Annotated in this window: 19 protein-coding genes; 13 read left to right on the plus strand and 6 right to left on the minus strand. The window is 57.9% G+C overall.

What is annotated here, in order from left to right:
- Positions 1-39: 39 nt before the first annotated feature.
- Positions 40-1,584, minus strand: coding sequence for a sigma-54-dependent transcriptional regulator (locus ACQZ5F_RS17230; RefSeq protein ID WP_137086973.1), 1,545 nt, complete (start codon positions 1,582-1,584; stop codon positions 40-42).
- A gap of 169 nt (positions 1,585-1,753) precedes the next feature.
- Here ACQZ5F_RS17230 and ACQZ5F_RS17235 point away from each other — a divergent pair, with 169 nt between their 5' ends.
- Both ACQZ5F_RS17235 and ACQZ5F_RS17240 read left to right on the plus strand, forming a co-directional pair.
- Complete coding sequence (locus tag ACQZ5F_RS17235) at positions 1,754-3,604, plus strand: M3 family oligoendopeptidase (protein WP_225338785.1); 1,851 nt, start codon at positions 1,754-1,756, stop codon at positions 3,602-3,604.
- 101 nt (positions 3,605-3,705) lie between these two features.
- Positions 3,706-4,341 (plus strand): aminotransferase class IV family protein, encoded by a 636-nt coding sequence (locus ACQZ5F_RS17240; RefSeq protein ID WP_225338786.1) that lies wholly within the window; start codon positions 3,706-3,708, stop codon positions 4,339-4,341.
- On the opposite strand, the gene ACQZ5F_RS17245 is transcribed toward ACQZ5F_RS17240, so the two are convergent.
- Positions 4,338-5,246, minus strand: coding sequence for a sensor domain-containing diguanylate cyclase (locus ACQZ5F_RS17245; protein WP_225338787.1), 909 nt, complete (start codon positions 5,244-5,246; stop codon positions 4,338-4,340). The two genes, ACQZ5F_RS17240 and ACQZ5F_RS17245, sit on opposite strands and share 4 nt — an antisense overlap.
- Positions 5,247-5,489: 243 nt before the next feature.
- Between ACQZ5F_RS17245 and ACQZ5F_RS17250 the strand changes: the two genes are divergently transcribed.
- From ACQZ5F_RS17250 to ACQZ5F_RS17275, 6 genes are all read left to right on the plus strand, one after another.
- Positions 5,490-6,935 carry a homospermidine synthase gene (locus ACQZ5F_RS17250; protein WP_137086979.1) on the plus strand — a complete coding sequence of 482 codons (1,446 nt, stop codon included), beginning with the start codon at positions 5,490-5,492 and terminating at the stop codon, positions 6,933-6,935.
- Positions 6,936-7,085: 150 nt separating this feature from the next.
- Entirely contained in the window at positions 7,086-7,460 is a 375-nt protein-coding gene (omp10, locus tag ACQZ5F_RS17255; RefSeq protein WP_046799940.1) for an outer membrane lipoprotein Omp10, read from the plus strand.
- Positions 7,461-7,679: 219 nt separating this feature from the next.
- A complete protein-coding gene (locus ACQZ5F_RS17260; protein WP_225338788.1) occupies positions 7,680-9,605 on the plus strand; it encodes a 5'-nucleotidase C-terminal domain-containing protein in 1,926 nt (641 codons plus the stop codon).
- A gap of 350 nt (positions 9,606-9,955) precedes the next feature.
- Complete coding sequence (gene hemH / locus ACQZ5F_RS17265) at positions 9,956-10,990, plus strand: ferrochelatase (RefSeq protein WP_225338789.1); 1,035 nt, start codon at positions 9,956-9,958, stop codon at positions 10,988-10,990.
- Between the two features lie 59 nt (positions 10,991-11,049).
- Positions 11,050-12,057 carry an SPFH domain-containing protein gene (locus tag ACQZ5F_RS17270; protein WP_046799942.1) on the plus strand — a complete coding sequence of 336 codons (1,008 nt, stop codon included), beginning with the start codon at positions 11,050-11,052 and terminating at the stop codon, positions 12,055-12,057.
- Between the two features lie 2 nt (positions 12,058-12,059).
- Positions 12,060-12,524 (plus strand): NfeD family protein, encoded by a 465-nt coding sequence (locus ACQZ5F_RS17275; protein ID WP_225338790.1) that lies wholly within the window; start codon positions 12,060-12,062, stop codon positions 12,522-12,524.
- A 16-nt stretch (positions 12,525-12,540) separates the two neighbouring features.
- Here ACQZ5F_RS17275 and ACQZ5F_RS17280 read toward each other — a convergent pair whose 3' ends face one another.
- Complete coding sequence (locus ACQZ5F_RS17280; protein WP_046799944.1) at positions 12,541-13,536, minus strand: KpsF/GutQ family sugar-phosphate isomerase; 996 nt, start codon at positions 13,534-13,536, stop codon at positions 12,541-12,543.
- 60 nt (positions 13,537-13,596) lie between these two features.
- Positions 13,597-13,962 carry a PAS domain-containing protein gene (locus tag ACQZ5F_RS17285; RefSeq protein ID WP_046799945.1) on the minus strand — a complete coding sequence of 122 codons (366 nt, stop codon included), beginning with the start codon at positions 13,960-13,962 and terminating at the stop codon, positions 13,597-13,599.
- A 419-nt stretch (positions 13,963-14,381) separates the two neighbouring features.
- Here ACQZ5F_RS17285 and uppP point away from each other — a divergent pair, with 419 nt between their 5' ends.
- Positions 14,382-15,887: a polysaccharide biosynthesis protein UppP gene (gene uppP, locus ACQZ5F_RS17290; RefSeq protein ID WP_225338791.1), complete on the plus strand. Its 1,506-nt coding sequence runs from the start codon at positions 14,382-14,384 to the stop codon at positions 15,885-15,887.
- Positions 15,888-15,941: 54 nt separating this feature from the next.
- Here uppP and galU read toward each other — a convergent pair whose 3' ends face one another.
- On the minus strand, positions 15,942-16,829 hold the full coding sequence (gene galU / locus ACQZ5F_RS17295) for a UTP--glucose-1-phosphate uridylyltransferase GalU (RefSeq protein WP_448730594.1): 888 nt from the start codon (positions 16,827-16,829) through the stop codon (positions 15,942-15,944).
- A 195-nt stretch (positions 16,830-17,024) separates the two neighbouring features.
- Between galU and ACQZ5F_RS17300 the strand changes: the two genes are divergently transcribed.
- The 4 genes from ACQZ5F_RS17300 to ACQZ5F_RS17315 all read left to right on the plus strand — a co-directional run bounded on the left by ACQZ5F_RS17300 (position 17,025) and on the right by ACQZ5F_RS17315 (position 21,776).
- Positions 17,025-18,248: a lytic murein transglycosylase gene (locus tag ACQZ5F_RS17300; RefSeq protein ID WP_225338792.1), complete on the plus strand. Its 1,224-nt coding sequence runs from the start codon at positions 17,025-17,027 to the stop codon at positions 18,246-18,248.
- Between the two features lie 62 nt (positions 18,249-18,310).
- Positions 18,311-19,546, plus strand: coding sequence for an SGNH/GDSL hydrolase family protein (locus tag ACQZ5F_RS17305; protein ID WP_225338793.1), 1,236 nt, complete (start codon positions 18,311-18,313; stop codon positions 19,544-19,546).
- Positions 19,547-19,749: 203 nt separating this feature from the next.
- Positions 19,750-20,424, plus strand: a complete 675-nt coding sequence (locus ACQZ5F_RS17310; protein ID WP_046799950.1) for a response regulator transcription factor — start codon at positions 19,750-19,752, stop codon at positions 20,422-20,424.
- On the plus strand, positions 20,421-21,776 hold the full coding sequence (locus ACQZ5F_RS17315) for a sensor histidine kinase (protein WP_225338794.1): 1,356 nt from the start codon (positions 20,421-20,423) through the stop codon (positions 21,774-21,776). Before ACQZ5F_RS17310 ends, ACQZ5F_RS17315 begins: the two co-directional genes overlap by 4 nt.
- Positions 21,777-21,975: 199 nt before the next feature.
- On the opposite strand, the gene ACQZ5F_RS17320 is transcribed toward ACQZ5F_RS17315, so the two are convergent.
- Positions 21,976-23,430 carry a glutamate synthase subunit beta gene (locus tag ACQZ5F_RS17320; protein ID WP_046799952.1) on the minus strand — a complete coding sequence of 485 codons (1,455 nt, stop codon included), beginning with the start codon at positions 23,428-23,430 and terminating at the stop codon, positions 21,976-21,978.
- Positions 23,431-23,439: the final 9 nt, after the last annotated feature.

Genomic DNA, 23,439 nt, shown 5'->3' on the forward strand with positions numbered 1-23,439 from the left:
AAATTTCACGATCTGCCGGGCAATGCGCCATTCGCGGCGTCATGCGGCATCTCGAAGAGGATCGTCGGGATCGATGCCATAATCCTTCAGTTTCCGATAAAGCGTCGAGCGGCCGATGCCGAGTTTTCTGGCGACCTGGCTCATCTGCCCGCGATAGAAACGGAGTGCGAAGCGGATAAGCTCTTCTTCGATCTCGGCCAGCTTTCGAATGTTGCCCGCTTCGTCCATGCTCGAGATCAGGTTTCCGCCCCGGTATATGGTGGTGGAAACATCCGTTGCCTCTTCCACAGCAGCGTGGCTTTCGGCAAGCGGAGGCGGCGGCGAATAGGCGGCCAGCTTCAGCGACGACCCGGATGGTGAACGGATGGCATCACCCGTATCGTCCATCGCCGCGAATTCCGGCAGCTGCAGCGCGATCTGCGGAAAATCGGTATCCGCCAGTTCCTCGCCCTGCGACAGCACGACGGCGCGGAAGACCGCGTTTTCAAGCTGGCGGATGTTGCCGGGCCAATCATAGGCCGTCAGAAGCGCCAGCGCGCTGGCATCGAGGCCAACGGGATTGGGCAATTTCTGCTCGGCGGAAAAACGCTCGGCAAAAACCCGCGCCAGATGAGGAATGTCTTCCTTACGGCGACGCAACGCCGGAATGGTGATGGGGAAAACGTTGAGACGGTAATAAAGGTCTTCGCGGAAACGACCTTCCTTCACCTCTTCAATCAGGTTCTTGTTGGTGGCGGAGATCAGCCGCACATTGACCTTCTGCACCCGCGCCGAGCCGACGGTTTCGATTTCACCCTGCTGAACCGCGCGCAACAGCTTCACCTGCACATCCAGCGGCAGATCGCCGATTTCATCGAGGAACAGCGTGCCGCCATCGGCTTCCATGAATTTGCCGATGTGTTTTTCCGTAGCACCGGTAAAAGCGCCCTTCTCGTGGCCGAACAGGATGCTCTCCACCAGATTATGCGGGATGGCACCGCAATTGACGGTGATGAACGGCTTGTTCGCCCTGTCGCCTGCCGACTGGATAGCGCGGGCGACCATTTCCTTGCCGACACCGGATTCGCCTTCCAGCACCACGGGAATGCTGGACTGGGCGGCGCGCTGCGCCAGTTCTATGACCCTCAGCATTGCCGGGCTGGCGGAAACGATATCGGTAAAATTCACTGCATTGCTCCGTCCGCGCCTGCCCGTGCGGGCCTTTGCCTCTCTCCTGTCCAGCTTGAGGGCATTGGAAATGGCCGCGCCTATCCTTTCCGGCGAGACTGGCTTGACGACGAAATCAAAAGCGCCGGCGCGCATGGCCTGCACGACGGTATCGATGCCACCCTGGCCGGTCTGAACGATGACGGGAACATCGGTGCCAAGTTCACCAACGGCTTTCAGAAAAGAAAGACCGTCCATTTCCGGCATCATGAGGTCGAGGACGATGACATTGATCTCGCCGCTATATTGCTTGAGCAGCTCCAGCCCCGCCCTGCCGTTTTCGGCAAGCAAGGCCAGATGCCCATAACGTTCCACCGCATTTTTGAGCAGGCGGCGCTGGACGGGATCATCGTCTATCACGAGAACATGCGCGGTCATTTTTGGCTCCGGTTTCCGGTTTATGGACCTGCGTCATGCGGTCCCTTGTGCCGCACTCTGGCACGGGAGACTTGAACATCCAGTTTTGAGATTTGCTTGCATTTTATCCATTGCTGCGGGAAACAAAGGCCCCATATGCTTCGCAAGCATAATCAGAAGGACGCGTTCGATGACCCTCAATCGCCTCACCCCGCAGCCCGCATTCTCCCTTGCCGAAACCTCCGGTCCCGTGCTCGGTGACCTGCCCGGCTGGAAGCTCTCGGATCTCTACCCGTCGGGCGATTCACCGGAATATAAGGGCGATATCGAGAAAGCGGCGGCAATGGCGACCGCTTTCGAGGATAAGTGGAAGGGCAAGCTTGAGGCAGCCGCAAAGGCATCGGGCGAAAAAGGCATCGGCGCGGCGCTGAAGGAATATGAGGCGCTGGACGATCTTATCGGCCGTATCGGCTCCTTTGCCGGACTGACCTATTTTTCCGATACATCCAACCCGGCAAACGGCAAGCTATATGGGGATGCCCAGGCGAAGCTGACGGATATTTCCGCACATCTCCTGTTCTTCACGCTTGAACTCAACCGCATCGATGATGCGACGATGGACGCCTGCATGGCGAATGACGCCGCTGCAGGCCACTACCGGCCATGGCTGGTGGATTTGCGCAAGGACAAGCCGCACCAGCTAGACGACCAGCTGGAGCAGCTGTTCCTCGAAAAATCGATGACCAGTGCGGCGGCCTTCAATCGCCTGTTCGACGAAACGATGGCCGATCTACGTTTCGACATTGACGGCGCAAGCCTTCCCCTGGAAGTGACGCTCAACATGCTGCAGGAGCCGGAGCCTGAAACCCGCAGGAAGGCGGCACAGGCGCTGAGCGCCACCTTCAAGAACAATCTGCGCGTTTTCACCCTCATCACCAACACGCTCGCCAAGGACAAGGATATTTCCGACCGCTGGCGCAAGTTCGAGGATATTGCCGATAGCCGCCATTTGGCCAACCGCGTCGAGCGCGAAGTGGTCGATGCATTGGCCGCCGCCGTAAAGAAAGCCTATCCGCGTCTTTCGCATCGATATTATGCCATGAAGGCGAAGTGGCTCGGCATGGAGCAGATGAATTACTGGGACCGCAACGCGCCGCTTCCCGATACCTCGAACACGATCATTCCATGGGATGAAGCGAAGGACACCGTCCTTTCCGCATACGGAAACTTCGCACCTGAGATGGCCGATATCGCCCGCCGTTTCTTTGACGAGGAATGGATCGACGCCCCCGCCCGTCCCGGCAAGGCGCCGGGCGCATTCGCGCATCCGACCGTGCCTTCGGCCCACCCTTACGTGCTCGTCAATTATCTCGGCAAACCGCGCGACGTGATGACGCTCGCCCATGAGCTTGGTCATGGCGTACATCAGGTGCTGGCCGGTCAGCAGGGCGCCCTGATGTGCGCCACGCCGCTGACGCTTGCCGAAACCGCTTCCGTCTTCGGTGAAATGTTGACCTTCCGCAAGCTGCTCGACGACACGAAGGATGTGAGGGAGCGCAAGGCCATGCTCGCCCGCAAGGTCGAGGACATGATCAACACGGTCGTGCGCCAGATCGCCTTTTACGAATTCGAGCGCAAGCTGCACACCGCCCGCAAGCAGGGGGAACTGACCTCCGAACAGATCGGCGAATTGTGGCTTTCCGTGCAGGCTGAAAGCCTCGGCCCGGCAATCCGCATTTCCGAAGGCTACGAGACATGGTGGACATACATCCCCCATTTCATCCATTCGCCCTTCTACGTGTATGCCTATGCCTTCGGCGATTGCCTGGTAAACTCGCTTTACGCGGTTTACCAGAAGGCCGAGACGGGCTTTCAGGAGAAATATTTCGAACTTCTGAAGGCAGGCGGCACCAAGCACCATTCGGAGCTTCTCAAACCCTTCGGCCTCGATGCCACCGATCCTTCCTTCTGGGACAAGGGGCTTTCGATGATCGAGGGATTGATCGACGAGCTGGAAGCGCTGGACAAAAAACAGGCTTAACCTCTCACCAGCCGGCAGGGCTATCCTATTTCGGACAAGCTTTGCCGGTTGATAGTGCCGGCGCAGAAACCGACCATGATGACAGGCGACGAGCACAGGCAATGAAACGCAAACCTGCCGATCTGACCTTGAGGGAAACCCTGCGCTGGGAGCCGCAAACCGGCTTTCAGCGCATCGACCAGCATATGCGCCGGCTGCTGCGTTCGGCCGATGCGCTCGGTTTCCGCGCCCCGGCCAACGCCGTTCAGGCGCTGGAAAAGACGGTGGGCGGCGAAAAACCGCTCTGCGTCAGGCTGGTTATGAACTACAAGGGCGAACTCGATATCGAGGCGGCCGATTTCAGTCCCGTACAAACAAATGCGGTCTGGCGCGTTCGTATCGCGACAAAAACCATGCTCGATTCCACGGATACCTTCTATCGCCACAAGTCGTCGCGCCGCGAGCCCTATGATGCCGCCCGCGCCGAGTTTTCAGCCGAGGAAGCGGATGAGGTTCTTCTGCTCAATGAACGCGGCGAATTGTGCGAGGGATCATCGACCAGCATTTTCGTCGAAATGCCGGATGGGCAGCTGCTGACGCCGCCGCTCGACAGCGGCATCCTGCCGGGCGTGCTGCGCGCCGACCTGATCCGCGGACGCAAGGCGCGCGGACAGGCGCTGAAACCGCAGGACGTCGGCGGGCGGCGGCTGTTCGTCGGCAATTCGCTGCATGGGCTTATTGCGGCTGAGTTGATTTAAGCAGTCACCGCCAGAAGCCGGTCGCGGCCTTTTTCCTTGGCCGCATAAAGAGCCTGATCGGCACGCATAAAAACATCATCGGCGCTTTCCGCCATCCGATAGGTCGTCATGCCGGCCGAGCAGCTGTAAGAAAAATCGGGAAACTCGGCCAGAGGTCTTGAAAGCCGCACCCTCTGCAGCAGCCGCTCGACGATTTCCCGGCCCTCCGCCACGGTGCTGCGCGGCAGGACGAGCATGAATTCTTCACCGCCGATCCTGCCGAAAAAATCCACCCGCCGGATGACGGAATGGGCGATGCCGACAAAATCGCGCAGCACCGCATCACCACATTTATGGCCGAAACGATCATTGATCTGCTTGAAAAAATCGATGTCGAGCGTGCAGAGGCAAAAGGGTGCTTCAAGCCCCTTGCCGACCCGTTCCACCTGTAGTGCCAGCTTGGCGAAAACGAAACGGCGGTTCGCCGTTCCCGTCAACTCATCCGTCTGCGAGGCGCGCACAGCCAGGTCCCGGTCCTGCCGCAGCGCCCGGTAACCCTGGCGTAGTTCGGTCACGTCACTGGCAATGCACAGCATCCAGCCATCCTGCTGCACCGTTTCCGTCATCCAGAACCAGCGACCGTCATACATGTCCATCTCGAAGGCGCGGTAGGGCAGCTTGCCGCGCCGGGACTGCGCCGACAGGAGCCAGCCTTCGAAATCCCTATGTCGAACGACAACACCGGTTTGCAGGCGATGGTTCAGCCGCATGATATCCGCCCAAGTCGGAAATTCTTCCGGGGTAATTTGGAAGCTTTCCTGAAATGACGGGTTGGCATGGCGCAGCCGGTCTTCGGAATCATAAAGGGCAATCAGAACGGGGGTGGCACCTTGAAGCGCTGCGACACGCTCGATGAAACTGTCCAACAGGCAATTCTCCTGTGATGGCGAAAACTCCTTGTCGTCATTGACCAGAGCCCCCCAGCACCTGGTCTCAACACGAAAAGAAGAACTTGATTATAAACGCAGTCTCTAAAATGCGAAGGGGCAGAATGCGCCTGCATGTGTGCTTTCACCCCAACCGTCATATGTCCGTCATCCACCTGCCCTTTATTGTGGCACGCTTTTGTGATCTAGCTTACTTATTGGCTGAAAAAGGAAAATTGACGAATGACGGACGCAAACCATCCGATTTACGGCGATATTGACGGCCCCATCATCATGATCGGCTTCGGCTCCATCGGGCGCGGTACTCTTCCGTTGATCGAACGTCATTTCAATTTCGACAAGACCCGGCTCGTCGTCATCGATCCGCGCGAGGATATCGCTGCGTTTCTGGCCGAGAGAAATATTCACCACATCCGCACACATCTGACCAAGGAGAATTACAAGGAAGTTCTGAAGCCGCTGCTCAAGGGCGTTCAGGGCCAGGGCTTCTGCGTCAATCTTTCGGTCGATGCCGCTTCCGTCGATCTGATGCGGCTCTGCCGCAAACACGGCATGCTCTATATCGACACGGTGGTTGAGCCATGGCCGGGCTTTTATTTCGACGCTGATGCCGACAATGCTTCCAGAACCAATTATTCGCTTCGCGAGACCATGCTGAAGGAAAAGGCACGCAAGCCGGGCGGCACGACGGCCGTTTCCACCTGCGGGGCGAACCCCGGCATGGTGTCGTGGTTCGTGAAGCAGGCGCTGATCAATCTCGCCAAGGATACCGGCCTTGATATCGAAGAGCCGCAGCCGCATGACCGCGAAGCCTGGGCAAAGCTCATGAAGCAACTCGGCGTCAAGGGCGTGCATGTGGCTGAACGCGATACGCAGCGGGCAAAAGATCCCAAGCCCTTCGGCGCTTTCTGGAACACCTGGTCGGTGGAAGGTTTTATCGCCGAGGGTTTTCAGCCCGCCGAACTCGGCTGGGGCACCCATGAAAACTGGATGCCGAAAAACGCGAAAAAACAGAAGAAGGGCAGCAAGGCGGCGATCTATCTCGACCAACCCGGCGCCAATACGCGGGTGCGGACATGGTGTCCGGGACAGGGGCCGCAATATGGCTTTCTGGTCACCCACAATGAGGCGATCTCGATTTCCGACTATTTCACGGTCCGCAATGACGATGGCGACGTGACTTATCGGCCGACCTGTCATTATGCCTATCACCCCTGCAACGACGCCATTCTTTCGCTGCATGAACTTTTCGGCAACGGCGGCATCCCGCAGCCGGTGCAGCATGTGCTGGGCGAAGACGAACTGGTCGACGGTGCCGACGAGCTGGGCGTTCTGCTTTATGGCCACGACAAAAATGCCTATTGGTACGGCTCACGGCTGAGCCTGCAGGAAGCGCGCTCGCTCGCCCCCAACCAGAATGCGACCGGACTGCAGGTCAGTTCAGCGGTGCTGGCCGGAATGGTCTGGGCCATCGAAAATCCGCAGGTCGGCATCGTCGAGGCGGATGAAATGGATTATCGCCGATGCCTGGAGGTGCAGCGCCCCTATCTAGGCCCGGTCGAAGGACACTACACCGACTGGACACCGCTTGACGGCCGCCCCGGCCTGTTTCCGGACAATATCGACACCGCCGATCCATGGCAGTTCCGCAATATTCTGGTGCGGTGAGGAAAGCGGCGTCTCATATTTGTCACATCCATGCTTTCATGCGGCAGATGAGGAACCGGCAGGAGCAAACAACGTTGCCTTGAAATAAGGAACGCTTCACGGCATGGTCGAAACGCAGAAAGTTTCATCGAATCGCAGGAGAACAGGCTCATGAACTTCAAGACAAGCGCTGCTTTGCTTTGTGCCGCCATCGCGGTGTCTTCATGCGTCGCGCCGGGTCCCTCGCAGCAGACCTCGATGGCGCCTTCGCTTTCCCGCGGCCCGGCTGTGGATGGCCGCTGGATCGACCGCAACGGCATCGTGTCGACCTTCCAGAACGGCGCCTTCTCCACCCGTTCGACCGACACCAACACGCTTCTGGCCTCCGGCACCTATGTGACGATTTCGCCGACGCTTTACGAAATCAACATGACATCGCTGGTGCGCAACACGCAATCGCGCGTCAACTGCGCCCTCGTCTCGCCTTCACAATTGAACTGCACGACAGACAGCAACAGCCAGTTCTCGCTGACCCGCCAAGGCTGATACTTCCAATTTTTCAATGTGATGACCTTTTGAAACGCACGCTTCCAGCGTGCGTTTTTGTTTGTTGCGCACCTGTCATAATTTCGCTTGCGGCAATTGCCGCTAAATGGAAACATCCGGCTTTGAAAGCCTGACATACTTTCAGATTAAAGAATGATCGGAGCACGGGCGGATGATGATCGGGAAGCCCGGCTTTCGCCTTGAACAGGGGATAGGACCATGAAGAAAATTTTGGGACTGGGCATGCTGAGCGTTTCGGCGATAACGCTTTCAGCCGGAGCAGCTCTGGCCGATTACGAACTCAACATTCTTCACATCAACGATTTTCACTCCCGTATCGAATCGATCAATAAATTCGACTCGACCTGCTCGGCGGAAGAGGAAGGCAAAAACGAATGCTTCGGCGGCGCTGCCCGCCTCCTGACCGCAATCAACCAGACCCGTGACGCGCTGAAGGCTGAAGGGAAGAACGTTCTGCTGCTCAATGCCGGCGACAACTTCCAGGGATCGCTGTTCTACACCACCTACAAGGGCACGGTGGAAGCGGAAGTGCTGAACGCCATGAAGTTCGACGCCATGACCGTCGGCAACCATGAGTTCGACGACAGCGAGGACGGACTTGCCGGCTTCCTCGACAAGGTGCAGTTCCCCGTCGTGACCGCCAATGTGGTGGCCACCGCCGCCTCGAAAATCGGCGACCGCGTCAAGCCCTCCATCGTGCTTGAAGTCGGCGGACAGAAAATCGGCATCGTCGGTGCTGTCGCCAACGACACGGCTGAACTGGCAACGCCCGGCCCTAACATCACCATCGCCGAAGATGTCGCGAAGATCAGCGAACAGGTGCAGAAGCTGAAGCAGGACGGTGTTAACAAGATCATCGCGCTCACCCATGTCGGATATCCGCGCGACCTCGAATTCATCGCGAAAATCCCTGACGTCGACGTCGTGGTCGGCGGCCACACGCATACGCTGCTTTCCAACACCGACCAGAAGGCCGAAGGCCCTTATCCGACCCTCGTTGACAATCCCGGTGGTTACAAGGTTCCGGTCGTTCAGGCCGGGCAATACAGCAAATATCTCGGCGACCTGAAAGTCATCTTCGACGACAGCGGCGTGGTCAAGGAAAGCAAGGGCGATCCCATCCTGATCGATTCCTCCTTCAAGCCCGACGAAGCCACACTCAAGCGTATCGATGAGCTGAAGGCCCCGATCGAGGCACTGAAAACCAAGGTCGTTGGTTCCTCGGAAGGTCCGATCGAGGGCGACCGCAAGGTTTGCCGCGTCAAGGAATGCTCCATGGGCAATCTGGTAGCGGATGCAACGCTTGCACGCGTCAAGGATCAGGGTGTCACCATTGCTTTCGCCAATAGCGGCGGGCTGCGCTCCTCCATCGATGCCGGCGATGTTTCCATGGGCGAAGTTCTGACGGTTCTGCCGTTCCAGAACACCGTTGCAACCTTCCAGTTGAAGGGCGAGGATATTCGCGCCGCCCTCGAAAACGGCGTCAGCCAGATCGACGACGGTGCGGGCCGCTTCATGCAGGTTTCCGGCATGAAATATTCATTTGACCGGTCGAAGCCGGCTGGCAGCCGCGTCATTTCGGTTGACGTCAAGGAAGGCGAGGCCTTCGTGCCGCTCGACCCGGCCAAGACCTATATCGTTGCGGCCAATAACTATGTGCGCACCGGTGGCGACGGCTTCAAGGTCTTTGCGACCAAAGCGATCAACGCCTATGACTTCGGCCCCAACCTGGAGGAAGCGGTCGCGGCCTATATCAGCGCCAACAGCCCCTACAAGCCCTTTACGGACGGCCGCATCAGCGAAGTGACGCCGGCCGGTTATGTGGCTCCCGCGAAAGAGGCTGCACCGGCCGCGCCTGCGCCAGCTGCCCCGGCGCCAGCGCCAGTGGCCACACCGGCCCCGGCCCCCACAGCGCCTGCGGCAACCGCACCGGCCACCGCTGCTCCTGCCGCAGCAGCAGCCGCAGCCAGCAAATATGTTGTCGAAAAGGGCGACTCGCTCTGGAAGATCGCAGCGGAAAAATATGGCAATGGCGCGCTTTGGACCCGAATTGCCAAGGCGAACACGCTGCAGCATCCAAACCATATCGAAATCGGCAAGGAACTTGAACTTCCGGCTCAATAAGCCGGACACCGAAAGACAGGGCAATTTGCCGCAGACCGGAAGCCGGCCCTCACCCATGGGGCCGGCTTCTTATTTTTCCTTAAAAAACAGTCTGTTAGGCGCTACGAATTGCCAAAACGCAACATGCCCCTTCATTGAAGGCGCAAATCACATCCGTTGGTGGTTCAATCCTGAAAAAATTCGTCTAGAACACGTGAACAAATCGACGACACGGGCGTATAGCTCGTGCATTTCCGGCAAAAGCCATCAAGGTTTGCATCCGGTATGCATAAATAGAAGATGGAGCCTCTCCGCCGCTATCCCAAGCGGAAAAGCTCTCACGCAACCAGTCCGAGTTTCAGGTGTCATTCATGGCGACAGAACTATCCGCACTCCCCGCAGACCACCCCCGTACGGCATTTGGCAAGGTTGGCGTCCTGCTCGTTAATCTCGGCACACCTGACGGTACGGACTACTGGCCGATGCGCCGTTATCTGGCGGAATTTCTGAGCGACAAGCGCGTCATCGAGTGGTCGCGCCTCTACTGGTATCCGATCCTTTACGGCATCGTTCTCAACAAGCGCCCACAGAAGGTTGGCAAGGCTTATGAGGAAATCTGGAACCACGAGCGTAACGAAAGCTATCTGCGCACCTTCACCCGCAGCCAGGGCGAACTGATGGCACAGGCGCTGACGGATCTGCCCAATGTCGTCGTCGACTGGGCGATGCGCTACGGCCAGCCGTCCATCGCCTCGAAAATCGACGCGTTGAAGGAACAGGGTTGCGAAAAAATCCTGCTTTTCCCGCTTTACCCGCAATATGCCGCTTCGACCACAGCAACGGTGAACGACAAGGCATTCGAACATCTGATGAAGGTGCGCTGGCAGCCCGCCATTCGCACGGTGCCGCCTTATCACGACGACCCGGCCTATATCGAGGCGCTAGCAGCTTCCGTCAAAAACCATCTGGCAACGCTGGATTGGGAGCCGGAGATGCTGATCACCTCCTTCCACGGCATTCCACAATCCTATTTCAAAAAGGGCGATCCCTATTATTGTCATTGCCAGAAAACCGCACGCCTGCTGCGGGAGGCTCTTGGCCGGACCGACAAGAATTTCATGATCACTTTCCAGTCGCGTTTCGGGCCAGAAGAGTGGTTGCAGCCCTATACAGACAAGACCGTGGAAAAGCTGGCATCCGAGGGCATGAAACGCATCGCCGTCATGAACCCCGGCTTCGTATCGGATTGTCTTGAGACGCTGGAGGAAATTGCCGGTGAAGCCGGAGAAATCTTCCTGCACAATGGCGGCGAGAAATTCACCCATATTCCGTGTCTGAACGACAGCGCCGAGGGCATGAACGTTCTCGAAAAGGTTGTAAGACAGGAGTTGCAAGGCTGGGTATAATCTTGCCATAACGCTACTGGGGTAAAACCCTGACGGTTCTGATCCTTGGAGGGAAAGTGATGATTGCATTGGGCGGTTTTGACATCGTCGTCATAGCGGCGGTTGTTCTGGTTATTCTGGTGCTGTTTGCCGGCATCAAGACCGTACCGCAGGGGCATCGTTACACGGTTGAACGGTTCGGGCGTTACACCCGCACGCTGGAACCCGGCCTGAACCTCATCGTGCCGTTCTTCGAAAGCATCGGTTCGAAGATGAATGTCATGGAGCAGGTGCTCCATATTCCGACACAGGAAGTCATCACCCGCGACAATGCCAGCGTCTCTGCTGATGCCGTCACCTTTTATCAGGTGCTCAATGCTGCACAGGCCGCTTACCAGATCTCCAATCTGGAAATGGCGATCGAAAACCTCACAATGACCAATATCCGTTCGGTAATGGGCTCGATGGACCTCGATGAGTTGCTGTCGAACCGCGATGCCATCAACGATCGCCTTCTGCGCGTGGTGGATGAGGCGGTGGGACCATGGGGCATCAAGGTCACCCGCATCGAGATCAAGGACATCGCGCCCCCGAAGGATCTCGTTGATTCCATGGCGCGGCAGATGAAGGCCGAGCGCGAAAAGCGCGCGCAGGTGCTGGAGGCTGAAGGCTCCCGCAACGCCCAGATTCTGCGCGCCGAAGGCGCAAAACAATCCGCCATCCTGGAAGCCGAAGGCCAGCGCGAGGCAGCATTCCGGGACGCCGAAGCCCGTGAGCGTCTCGCGGAAGCCGAAGCCAATGCCACCCGGATGGTGTCGGAAGCCATCGCCGCCGGCAATGTCCACGCTATCAACTATTTCGTTGCCCAGAAATACACCGAGGCGCTGGCCGAAATCGGCACGGCGAAGAATTCCAAGATCGTGCTGATGCCGATGGAAGCCTCGGCGCTGATTGGCTCGCTCGGCGGCATCGGCACGATTGCGAAAGAGGTTTTTGGCGATAGAGGCGATGCGCCGTCCGCCCCGGCTCCGGCCCGCTCCGTACCTCCGACGCGGCCTTCCCCCTTCGGCTCTTCATCGGAGAAGTGACGATGCTGCAACGGCTTGCCACTGAGCTGGGACCATGGAGCTGGTGGATCGTCGGCTTTGTGCTACTTGCAGCCGAGCTCATCGCTCCGGGCGTTTTCCTGATCTGGATCGGGCTTGCCGCGCTTGTCATTGGAGCGTTTTCGCTGCTTTTATGGGATGCGGCATATTGGGCCTGGCAATTGCAGCTGGTGCTGTTTGCCGCGCTCTCCATCGTCTTTGCCCTGCTCGGCCGGAAATATTTCGGCAGGAACCGGGCCGCCACCGATGAACCGTTCCTCAATCAGCGCGAGGCAAGCCTTGTCGGCCGCACAGCGACGCTGCAGGAACCAATTGTCGAAGGACGCGGCCGGATAAGACTGGACGACACATGGTGGCCAGTAAATGGCGAAGACCTTCCAGCCGGAACCCGTGTCAGGATCGCATCAGCACGCGGCCGCACGCTGACGATCGAACCGATAGACCAATAGCAGAACCGAGCGGGCCTCAGGCCACGCCGATTCGCAACAGATCGTGGAAATGCACCAGGCCGATCGGCCGGTTGTCGTCATCCACCACGATCAGCGCGCCGATATGGAATTTTTCCAGTGTCGCCAGCGCGCTGGTCGCAAGCACCGACTTTTTGACCGTCTTCGGGTTGCGGGTCATGATATCGTCCACCGTCAATTCGGCGAGATTGCGCGACAGGTTGCGGGCCAGATCACCCTCGGTGACAATGCCGCACAGACGTCCATCCTCATCCAGAATGCCGACACAGCCAAAATGTTTGCGGGAAAGAACGCCAACCGCTTCCGGCATGGCTGTTCCCTTGGCCACCAGCGGCACACGGTCGCCGGTATGCATTATATCGCTGACCAGTGTCAGACTGGCGCCCAGTTTGCCGCCGGGATGAAACACCCGGAAATCACCGGCAGTGAAATTGCGGGCTTCCAGAAGTGCCACGGCAAGAGCATCACCCAGCGCGAGCTGCATCAAGGTGGAGGTGGTGGGTGCCAGACCAAGCGGACAGGCTTCCTGTTCATTGGGAACCAGCAGCACGATATCGGAGGCCTTCGCCAGCGATGAAGCCTCGGAACAGGTGAGTGCGATCAGCGGAATGGAGAAGCGGCGCGAATAGTTGATGATGCTACGCAGTTCCGCACTTTCACCACCCTTGGAGATCGCCAGAACCACATCGTCACCGCCGATCATGCCCAGATCGCCATGATTGGCCTCGGCCGCATGCACAAAAAACGCCGGTGTGCCGGTGGAGGCGAAGGTGGCTGCAAGCTTTGCGCCGATATGGCCGCTTTTGCCGACCCCGGTGATGATGAGACGGCCATTCGACTGGCCGATTGTTTCAATGGCTTTGCAGAAAGGCTCGGAAAGACCGTTTGTGAGAGCGGTCTCAAGGGCGGCAAGACCAGCCCGCTCCATCGAAATCGTCCGCACAGCGGATGAGATGGCATTGTCTTCGACCAGTTTGACGGCGCGCGTAATCATGGCCGACTGTTACTCTTTCACCTGAAAGAAGTCCACTCTTCAGCCAGCCGGTGCTGCTTTTTAGTGCCGCAGGTCCGGCGGAGAGATTTCCTCCATCGTTCCCAGCCGCTTGAAAGGGATGTTTTCTTCATCGACGAGATATCTCCCGACTGTCCTTACCCATGATACCGAACCGTCATCCCGGCGCACGGCATATTCCTGATTGTAAAAGCTTGCCGCTTTCAGGGTGATCAACGCGGTCTCGATCACACGATTTCGGTGATCCAGATGCACTTTTTCGAGCATCTGAAAAATGCTGATGCCCTGCATCGCCTGTCTCAGCGGAATTCCAAAGAGTTCCGCACAGACCTCATCCAGATAGAATCGGTCGTTGGTAATATCCCAGCAATAAAAACCGACCTGCTTGATGTTCAAAACGGGATTCATGAAACGACGCTGTCACATAAAATAAAAATCAATAGAATTTACCAAGCAATAGAAAGACCTTTACCCCTAAATCATAGGGCGATTCCGTGCCAAATTGAAACGTTTAAATCTTATCATATTAGAAATATTTTGCACTGCGGCACGTTTTTCCAGTTCTCCGGTTGGCAGCATTCTGAATAGAAGCAATGAGCGCGAGGCTCGCCGATTTTCACGTGCTTGCCAAAACTCTGAAATCTCATCGATCTTTATCAACTGTTAACCATAAAAAACCTATTGTTAAAGTGATGTTAAAACTTGCGTCGCCTGTCTGGTCCCTGGTTTGTCCACGTCATTTCATCGGCCTCTCATTCATTTGGCCCGGGGAAGTGTTTTGGCGAATTGTCGATCGGGCATCGGCCAAATTCGCCGGGTGAAGAGGAATGAATGTGAAGGGCGCCGCCACACGTCTGCAGACGTCGCGGAAAGCAGCAACCCTGTTGCTTGCCTGCACGCTTCTTTGCTCCACCACGGCAAGCCTTTTCGCACAAACTACCGTCACAGCCACACCCTTATTGCCCGGCGCTCCTCCCGCCGGCGACGGAACAACTTCGGCCACCCCAGCGACGGGCGTTGGAGCAGCGACAGATGCGCGGCAGGCTGCACCTGCGGCAGCGCCTGCGCCACAACAGCTCTGGCGTCCCTCGAACAATCCCGGCGACCCGATTTACGAACAGCAGGACGATGCGGGCCAACCCTATGCCGAGGCTGAAAACCCCTATGAGCCGACGGTGGATGGCGGTGAAAATCCGCAGATAGCGGCTGAGCCTGGCCAGACCCCGGGCATCCGGATCGGCACATTTCTGCTGCGTCCCGCGATCAGCCAGACCATCAACACGGAAAAACAGACGAACACCGGCGGTCCCTCCAGACGCAACTATCTGACAACAGGCATCCGCGGTACGCTTACCAGCGACTGGTCTCGCCACGCACTGACCGTGACGGGCGACGGCGCCTGGGAGAGAAACTTCGGCGGCGACAAGGATGGTGAAGAGCCCCGGGCGCGGATAGAGGCCGATCTGCGCCTTGATCTCGGCGAAGAGACGAAGGCCAATCTCAAGGCCGGTTACGAATTCAGCCGCGAAGACACAACAGACCCCAATGCTCTGACCGGCGCTGCCGTGCAGGGTGGTGAACACCGTTTTACGACCGGCGCTTCGATAGAGCGGGACTTCGGCAAACTGCGTGGGCTTGCGGCGCTCGATCTCTCCCGCACGGTCTATACGGATGCGAAAGGCCTTGATGGCAGGCCGATCAGCCTCAGCGACCGCGACCAGAACGGTGCGAACCTGCGCGGGCGCATTGGTTACGAATTGTCGCCGGCGCTGATCCCGTTCCTGGAACTGAACGCGGGAAAGACCAAATATGACAGCCGTCTGGACAATTCCGGTTACGCCCGCTCCTCCAACTCCTATGGCGCGAAGATCGGAACCGAGGTCGATCTCGGCGAAAAGACCCGTGGCGAGGCCGCCATCGGTTATCTGCGCAAGCAATATGATGATGACCGTCTCGCCGCCATCGGCGCTTTGACGCTGGACGGCGAACTCAACTGGTCGCCGCAGCGCGGCACGAATGTCAATCTCGGCCTGCGCACGACGATTGAGGATTTTGCCGGCGGTCCGCAGGGCGGCTGGATTTCCTATCGGCTGGATGCCGGGCTTACCCACGAATTACGCAACAATCTGGTCGCACGTTTGACGGGACAGATCGTGCACCGCACATTCCCCTCCTCCGACACCGAGAATGCCGTGGAATATACGGCAGGCGCCGGCCTGACGTGGGGGCTGAACCGCTATCTCGACCTGACCGCCGACGTCAGCTACCAGTGGACACCGGTCTATGACAGCAACGAATTCCGCGTCGGTGCAGGACTTGTCCTGAAGCGATGATCGCCAAACAAAAATCCCGGCGCGAAGGCCGGGATTTTATTGCGTTCTGGTCGGTTACTTCAATCCGTCGATCAAGGCCTTGATCGGCTCTTCGATCGCCGGACGAATATCACCACGTTCAAGAGCGAATGCAACGTTGGCCAGGATGAAGCCGTCCTTGGCACCGCAATCGAAAGTCTGGCCGCGGAAATGATAGCCGGCAAACTCCTGCGACTGGGCAAGCGTCAGCATGCCGTCCGTCAGCTGGATTTCATTGCCTGCACCCCGTTCCTGATTTTCGAGAATATCGAAAATTTCCGGCTGAAGAATATAACGACCGTTGATGTAGAAATTCGATGGCGCCGTACCCTTGGCAGGCTTTTCCACCATTTCAGTGATCTTGAAACCTTCGCCCACGGCATCACCCACACCAACGATACCGTATTTGTGGGTCTGGTCGGGAGCGCATTCCTGCACCGCGATCACGTTACCGGCGGTCTGGTCGTAAAGTTCGACCATGCCTTTCAGGCAGCTTTTCTGTGAATGCATGATCATGTCTGGCAACAACACGGCGAAAGGCTCGTCGCCGACGATATCACGGGCGCACCAGACCGCATGGCCAAGACCGAGCGGCACCTGCTGGCGCGTGAAGCTTGCCGTGCCTGCCTTTGGCAGAAGGCCGGCCAGCAATGTCAGCTCGGCATTCTTGTTGCGCTCACGCAGCATCTGTTCAAGTTCAAATTGAATATCAAAATAATCTTCGATCACCGCCTTGCCGCGGCCGGTGACAAATACGAAATGCTCGATGCCCGCTTCCGCCGCCTCATCGACGACGTATTGAATGACCGGCTTGTCAACGACAGTGAGCATTTCTTTCGGAACCGCTTTGGTTGCGGGCAGGAAACGGGTACCGAGACCTGCGACTGGAAATACGGCCTTCCGAATTTTTTTCTGTTCTGCCACATATCCCTCCTGAGAGATAAAACTTGATCACAATCCCCGCACGCTGTTGTTATTTCAAAAATAACAACGTTTTGTAAAGGGTGACGCTACCATCAATTAATGGTAAAGAATTTGTTGACGTTCTTTTGTTATCCATGACGACGCCCGATGCGTTTTCGCAATCGAAATGACATTCGAGAGAACGAAAGACTGACGATGACAAAGATGATCCTTTCAGATGTCCGCAAATTCGGCTGCATGATGGTTGCAGGCCTGGTGATTTCTCTGGCACCCGTTTCGGCCCATGCCGATGCCGGATTCAGACAATGGATCAACCAGTTCTATGCAACAGCCGCGAAAGAAGGCATCAGCAAGGCAACCTATCAGAAGGCCTTCGCCGGCGTCAGCGAACCGGATCCGGATGCGCTGCGCAAGGCAACCTTTCAGCCGGAATTCACCACCCAGGTCTGGGATTATCTCGATTCCCGCGTCAACCCCTATACGGTGCGGATTGGCCGCGAGATGAAGATGAAGCATGCGACGACCCTCAACTGGATCGAGCGCAACTTCAATGTCGACAAGCACATCATTCTCGCCATCTGGTCGATGGAATCGAATTACGGCGCGGTTCTCGAAAAGCCGGAGCGGCTGCACAATATTCCGCAGGCCCTGGCGACGCTTGCCTATTCCGATCCCAAACGCGGCAAGTTCGCGCGCACGCAGTTGATCGCCGCGCTCAAAATCCTTCAGGCGGGCGATGTCACGCCGAAGCAGCTGACGGGCTCGTGGGCGGGCGCGATGGGCCACACCCAGTTCATTCCGACCAGCTACCTGCTTTATGCGGTGGATGCCGACGGCAACGGCAAGCGCGACATCTGGCATTCGGTTCCCGATGCGCTGGCGACGGCCGCCAATCTGCTTTCCAAGAACGGCTGGGAACCCGGCCGGACCTGGGGTTATGAAACCGCCGTACCGCGCGGCGGCGCGCGTTACGAAGGCCAGACGAAGACGATTTCGGAATGGACAAAGCTCGGCTTTTCCCGCCCGAACGGCAAGAATTTCACCCGCGGTTCTGATCGCGCCATGCTGAAATTGCAGGGTGGCGCAAACGGTCCTGGCTTCCTGATGATGAAGAACTTCTTCACCATCAAGAAATACAACGCGTCGGACAGCTATGCGCTGGCCGTCGGCCTGCTCGCGGATGAAATCGCCGGTTATGGCGGCATGCAGCAGAAATGGCCGCGCCCGGATGGCACGCTCGACATTCGCGAAAAATTCGAGCTCCAGACCCGCATGAAGGAACTCGGTTATTATGATGGCGAGATCGATGGTAATTTCGGCTCCGGTTCGAAAGCCGCCATCAGCGCCATCCAGTCGCGTATGGGCATGGAAAATGACGGCCAGCCGTCGCAGAGATTGCTGAGAGCCCTGCGCAATTGATAATATGCCGGCGAATTCGGCGGGGGTTCACCACCGCCGAAGCATCCGGAAAGGTCGATGTTATGAATAGGAAACCTGCGGTGAATAGCGGAAAGACCGGATGGCGCATCTGCGCCATCATTCTTTCTGCTGCCCTTTGCGTGCCGCTCGTTCCATCCCAGACCTTTGCCCAGGAACAGCGGCGCACCCTGTTTGAAATGCTGTTCGGCAGGCCGGTTGGTCGCGATGGCGGATCCGGGCGTGAATACCAGCCCCGCAACCGGCGGGATTTCCCCTCTGCCCCGCGCGAAAGATCGGTTACCCGCCCGCAACCCGCCCGAAAGGCACCTTCGGTGGTTCAAATGCGAACCGCAAAGCCGGAGCCAGCCGCCAAGCTTGAAAACGCAAGGCGCGTTCTGGTTATCGGTGACTTCCTGGCCGGCGGCATGGGGGAAGAGCTGGTCAATGCCTTTGCCAGTTCACCGGCAATTGCCGTCGATGTGCGTGCGAATGGTTCTTCCGGTCTCGTCCGCACGGATTATTACGACTGGTTTTCCAACCTGCCGCAATTCATAAGCGAGACCAATCCGGCCACCATCGTCATCATGATGGGCTCGAACGATCGCCAGCAAATGCAGATCGGCGATATCAGGGAAAAATTCGGCACCGATGTCTGGTTCAAGGAATATGAACGGCGGATCGATGAACTTCTGACCCTTGCCGGCCGCCCGAAAGTGCCGCTGCTCTGGGTTGGCCTGCCCGCCTTCCAGTCCCCCTCGCTCACAGCCGATCTCGTCGGCTTCAACCGGCTCTACCGCAACCATGTCGAAAAATATGGCGGCGAATTCGTGGATGTGTGGGACGGCTTCGTCGATGAGGGCGGAAAATTCGTCATCACCGGATATGATATGAACGGCCAGCAGGCCCGTCTGCGCGAGGCTGATGGCATCGGTATGACGCAGGCCGGCAAGCGCAAGCTCGCCTTCTACGTCGAGAAATTCGTGCGCCGGCACCTCGACAGCGCTGGCCCTGATCTCGTGAAACTGGATGGCAGCAATCTTCCAGCACTCACCTCGCTGCCGGCGCTTGGCATCGATGCGGGGCAGGTGCGCACGCAGCCGATCAGCCTCACCGATCCCAATCTCGATGGCGGCGACAAGCTGCTGGGCGATGCGCCTTTGGCAGCCGGGCCGACACGCGTCTCGGTGGTGGAATCGCCGCGTGAACGGCTGACAAAGCGTGGCGAAATGGCCGATGCGCCGGCGGGCCGCATCGATGACTATCGGGTCGTCCCGGAGAATGTGCAAGCCCGACAATAGGCGCTTCTGCACCGGCATTACAAACGCAAGCGGGCGTAATGTTTAGGCAATGCGAAAATGGCAAGATAACTGAAGTTTTACAGAGATGCGGCCTGTAGCCGCATTTTGTATGGCGATATTTCTTCGTTACCACCAAAAAGCTGTCATTTTTACTTCATGCACGGCCCGCGGGAGCCGCGTCAAGATTTTGCCGGGACCAATTCATGCGCCTGCTGCTAGTTGAAGACGAACGCGAAATGGCAGCAGCCCTGTCCGCCGCGCTCCACCGGTTCGATATCATCGTGGATAATGTCGGCACGCTGGATCTTGCCCGTCATGCCATCATGGATGGTGTCCACGATCTTGTCGTGCTCGACCGGCAATTGCCCGATGGAGACGGTATCCAGCTTATAGAAGATCTGCGCCTCTTGCCCGTCACCCCGCCGGTGATCGTATTGACGGCGCAGGGTGCGCTTGCCGACCGCGTGAAGGGCCTGAACCTCGGTGCGGATGACTATCTGGCCAAGCCCTTCGCCGTCGAAGAGCTTCTCGCCCGCATCCGCGCCCTGATGCGACGACCCGCCAGCGCCGTGACGATGACGGCGAAGCTGGGTAAGCTGGAATTTTGCTTCGAAACCCGTGAAGTCCGCATTGCGGGCGAGTTTCTTGCCCTGACCAGGCGGGAACTGCTCATCCTTGAAGCGCTGTTGCGGCGACAGGGCCGAACGGTGCTGCGTTCGCTGCTGGAGGAAGCCGTCTATAATTTCGATGATGAAATCCAGTCTAACGCCCTCGATTCCCACATTTCCCGTTTGCGCCGCAAATTGCTGGCCGCCGATGCGGGGGTGGAGGTCCATGGCATTCGCGGCGTCGGTTATCTTTTGAGGGCGACATCATGAAACCGGCCAAGAGGAAATCGCTCAAACGCCGCCTGACCATTCAATTGCTGCTGTTCCAGATCGGCAGCCTCTTCATCGTCAGCGCCGGCTTCGTCGCCTATCTGTCCACCGGCGGCGGGGGCAGTGCACTGCTCAGCCCACAGGCAGCCCAGATTACCGCCAATGCGCTGGTGCGGGACAAGGATGGCCGGCTGGTCCTCAAGGAAACGAGTGAATTCGTGCAGTTGCGCAGCAACACACCCGATTTCTGGTTCGTCGCCGTCAGCGAAACAGGGGAGATCGTGCAGGGCGGGCAAGTGCCAGAAGCATTCAGCAACATGGATCAGCAGCTGAGCGACGTTAAGCTCTCCGATATACGCGATGCGGCATTGTCCTATTCCTATCTCGCCGTCGTACGTATCGCCGTCGTTCGCCGCGTTTCCGGGCCAGTGGGCGAATTTGCGATGATCGGCAAAGGCGGACCGTTCAGCATGACATTCCCTGTGCTGCTGTTTTCCAACATATTGATCATGCCGATCCTCATTCTCATGTCGATTGTAACGATCGTGACCATTCCCTGGATCATCCGCAGGGAATTTCTCGCCCTCTCCGCCATTGCACGCACAGCGGAGACCATCGACATCGACAAACGCGGATATCGATTGCCGGATGGCGATATTCCAAGAGAAGTGCAGCCACTGGTGCATGCCGTCAACGGCGCGCTGAAGCGGCTGGACGATGGTTACGAGCGGCACAAGCGCTTCATTCTTGACGCGGCCCATGAATTGCGAACCCCCGTCGCCATTCTCCAGACCCGTGTCGAAACACTGCTGGAAGGCCCATCCCGGAGCAGGATATTGGCCGATGCCAGCCGCATCGCCGTGCTGGCCGAACAATTGCTCGATCTGCAGCGCCTGGGCGGACAGAAAGCGCCGCTTATTCCGCTTGATCTTGTCAGCCTGTGCAGGTCGGTTGTGGCTGACATGGCGCCGCTCGCCATCTCCCAGGGGTATGAGCTTTCCTTCGAGCCGGAAGAAGAACCGATCCTTGCTTTGGCCGATGACGCCTCATTGCAACGCGCCCTCATGAATATCGTGCAAAACGCCATTGAACATGGCGGCAATCGCGGAACAATCACCATAAAGGTCGCCGCCAACCGCGTTATCGACATATGCGACGAAGGCAGCGGGATTCCAGAAGAGGACAGGGAGCTGGTGTTTGATGCATTTCACCGCTTGAGGCCGAAAGATCGCGGCACCGGGCTTGGTCTCAACCTCGTTCAGGAAATCATCCGTTACCACGGCGGAGAAATCACCATCAGTGATTCATCGACCGGGGGCGCTTGTTTCCGCATCAGCCTCCCCTATTGCTGACACACCGTTTTTCGTAAAAAGCTGCTTTTTGAAAAACTCGTAATGCCGGTGTAATTCACAGGCACGATATTTTGCCTGTCCCCATGAATGCGACACCCCAATCGCATTTTTGGTCGTCCAGTCGAACGAAAGGCCTGTTGTGTTTCTCACAACAGGCCTTTTGTTTTTCTTTGTGCGGCCTATGCGCACATCGATCCGCTCAACGTGGCAATAGGCTTGCACCCATCAAGGCTTCATCGATCGCACGTGCCGCCTGACGGCCTTCGCGGATCGCCCAGACCACCAGCGACTGGCCACGGCGAACGTCACCCGCCGCCCAAAGCTTATCGACGGAGGTTTTATAGTCAGTCTCATTGGCGATCACATTGGTGGAACCGCGACGGTCTGTATTGAGCGCCAGCTTGCCGTTCATTTCCTTCAGCACGCTGTCAGTGAAGGGACCGGAGAAGCCAATGGCGATGAAAGCGAGATCAGCCTTGATGATGAATTCCGTTCCGGCAATCGGCTTGCGACGATCATCCACCTGACAGCACTTCACGCCGGTCAACACGCCGTCTTCACCGACGAACTCAAGCGTCGCCACCTGGAACTCGCGAATGGCACCTTCGGCCTGAGAGGAAGAGGTGCGCATCTTGGTTGCCCAGAAGGGCCAGACAGCCAGCTTGTCTTCCTTTTCCGGCGGCATGGGACGAATGTCGAGCTGCGTGACTTTCACCGCGCCCTGACGGAAAGCGGTGCCAACGCAGTCAGACGCCGTATCACCGCCGCCGACAACGACAACATGCTTGCCGCCGGCGAGGATCGGATCGGCCGGCCAGCCGACGCTGTCGATGTTCTCACGGCCAACACGACGGTTCTGCTGCACGAGATAGGGCATGGCGTCGTAGACACCATGCAGATCTGCACCGCCGATGCCGGCAGGGCGCGGGGTTTCCGAACCGCCGCAATAAAGCACCGCATCGTGATCAGCCAGGAGCGCCTCGACGGTTACATCGACGCCGACATTGACGCCGTAATGGAAGGTGACGCCTTCACCCTTGATCTGCTCGACGCGGCGGTCGATGAAGTTTTTCTCCATCTTGAAATCCGGAATGCCGTAACGCAGCAGGCCACCGGCCTTCGATTCACGCTCATAAACATGAACCTCGTGACCGGCGCGGCCAAGCTGCTGCGCAGCCGCCATGCCGGAAGGGCCGGAGCCGATGATGGCGACCTTCTTGCCGGTATGAATGGTCGCCGGCTTCGGTACGATGAAACCCAGCTCATAGGCCTTGTCGGCAATCGCCTGCTCGACGGTCTTGATCGCGACCGGCGCATCCTCGAGGTTCAGCGTGCAGGCTTCCTCGCAAGGCGCGGGACAGACGCGACCGGTAAACTCCGGGAAGTTGTTGGTGGAATGGAGGTTGCGGATCGCCTCTTCCCAATTGTTGTTATAGACCAGATCGTTCCAGTCGGGGATCTGGTTGTGCACGGGACAGCCCGTCGGGCCATGACAATAGGGAATGCCGCAGTCCATGCAGCGTGCCGACTGCTTCTGCACTTCGGCATCCGACATCGGAATGGTGAATTCGCGGAAATGGCGGATACGATCCGATGCGGGCTGATACTTGCCCACCTGCCGGTCGATTTCCAGAAAACCTGTTACCTTGCCCACGTTTATGTC

This window comes from Agrobacterium sp. 22-210-1, from assembly GCF_053522525.1.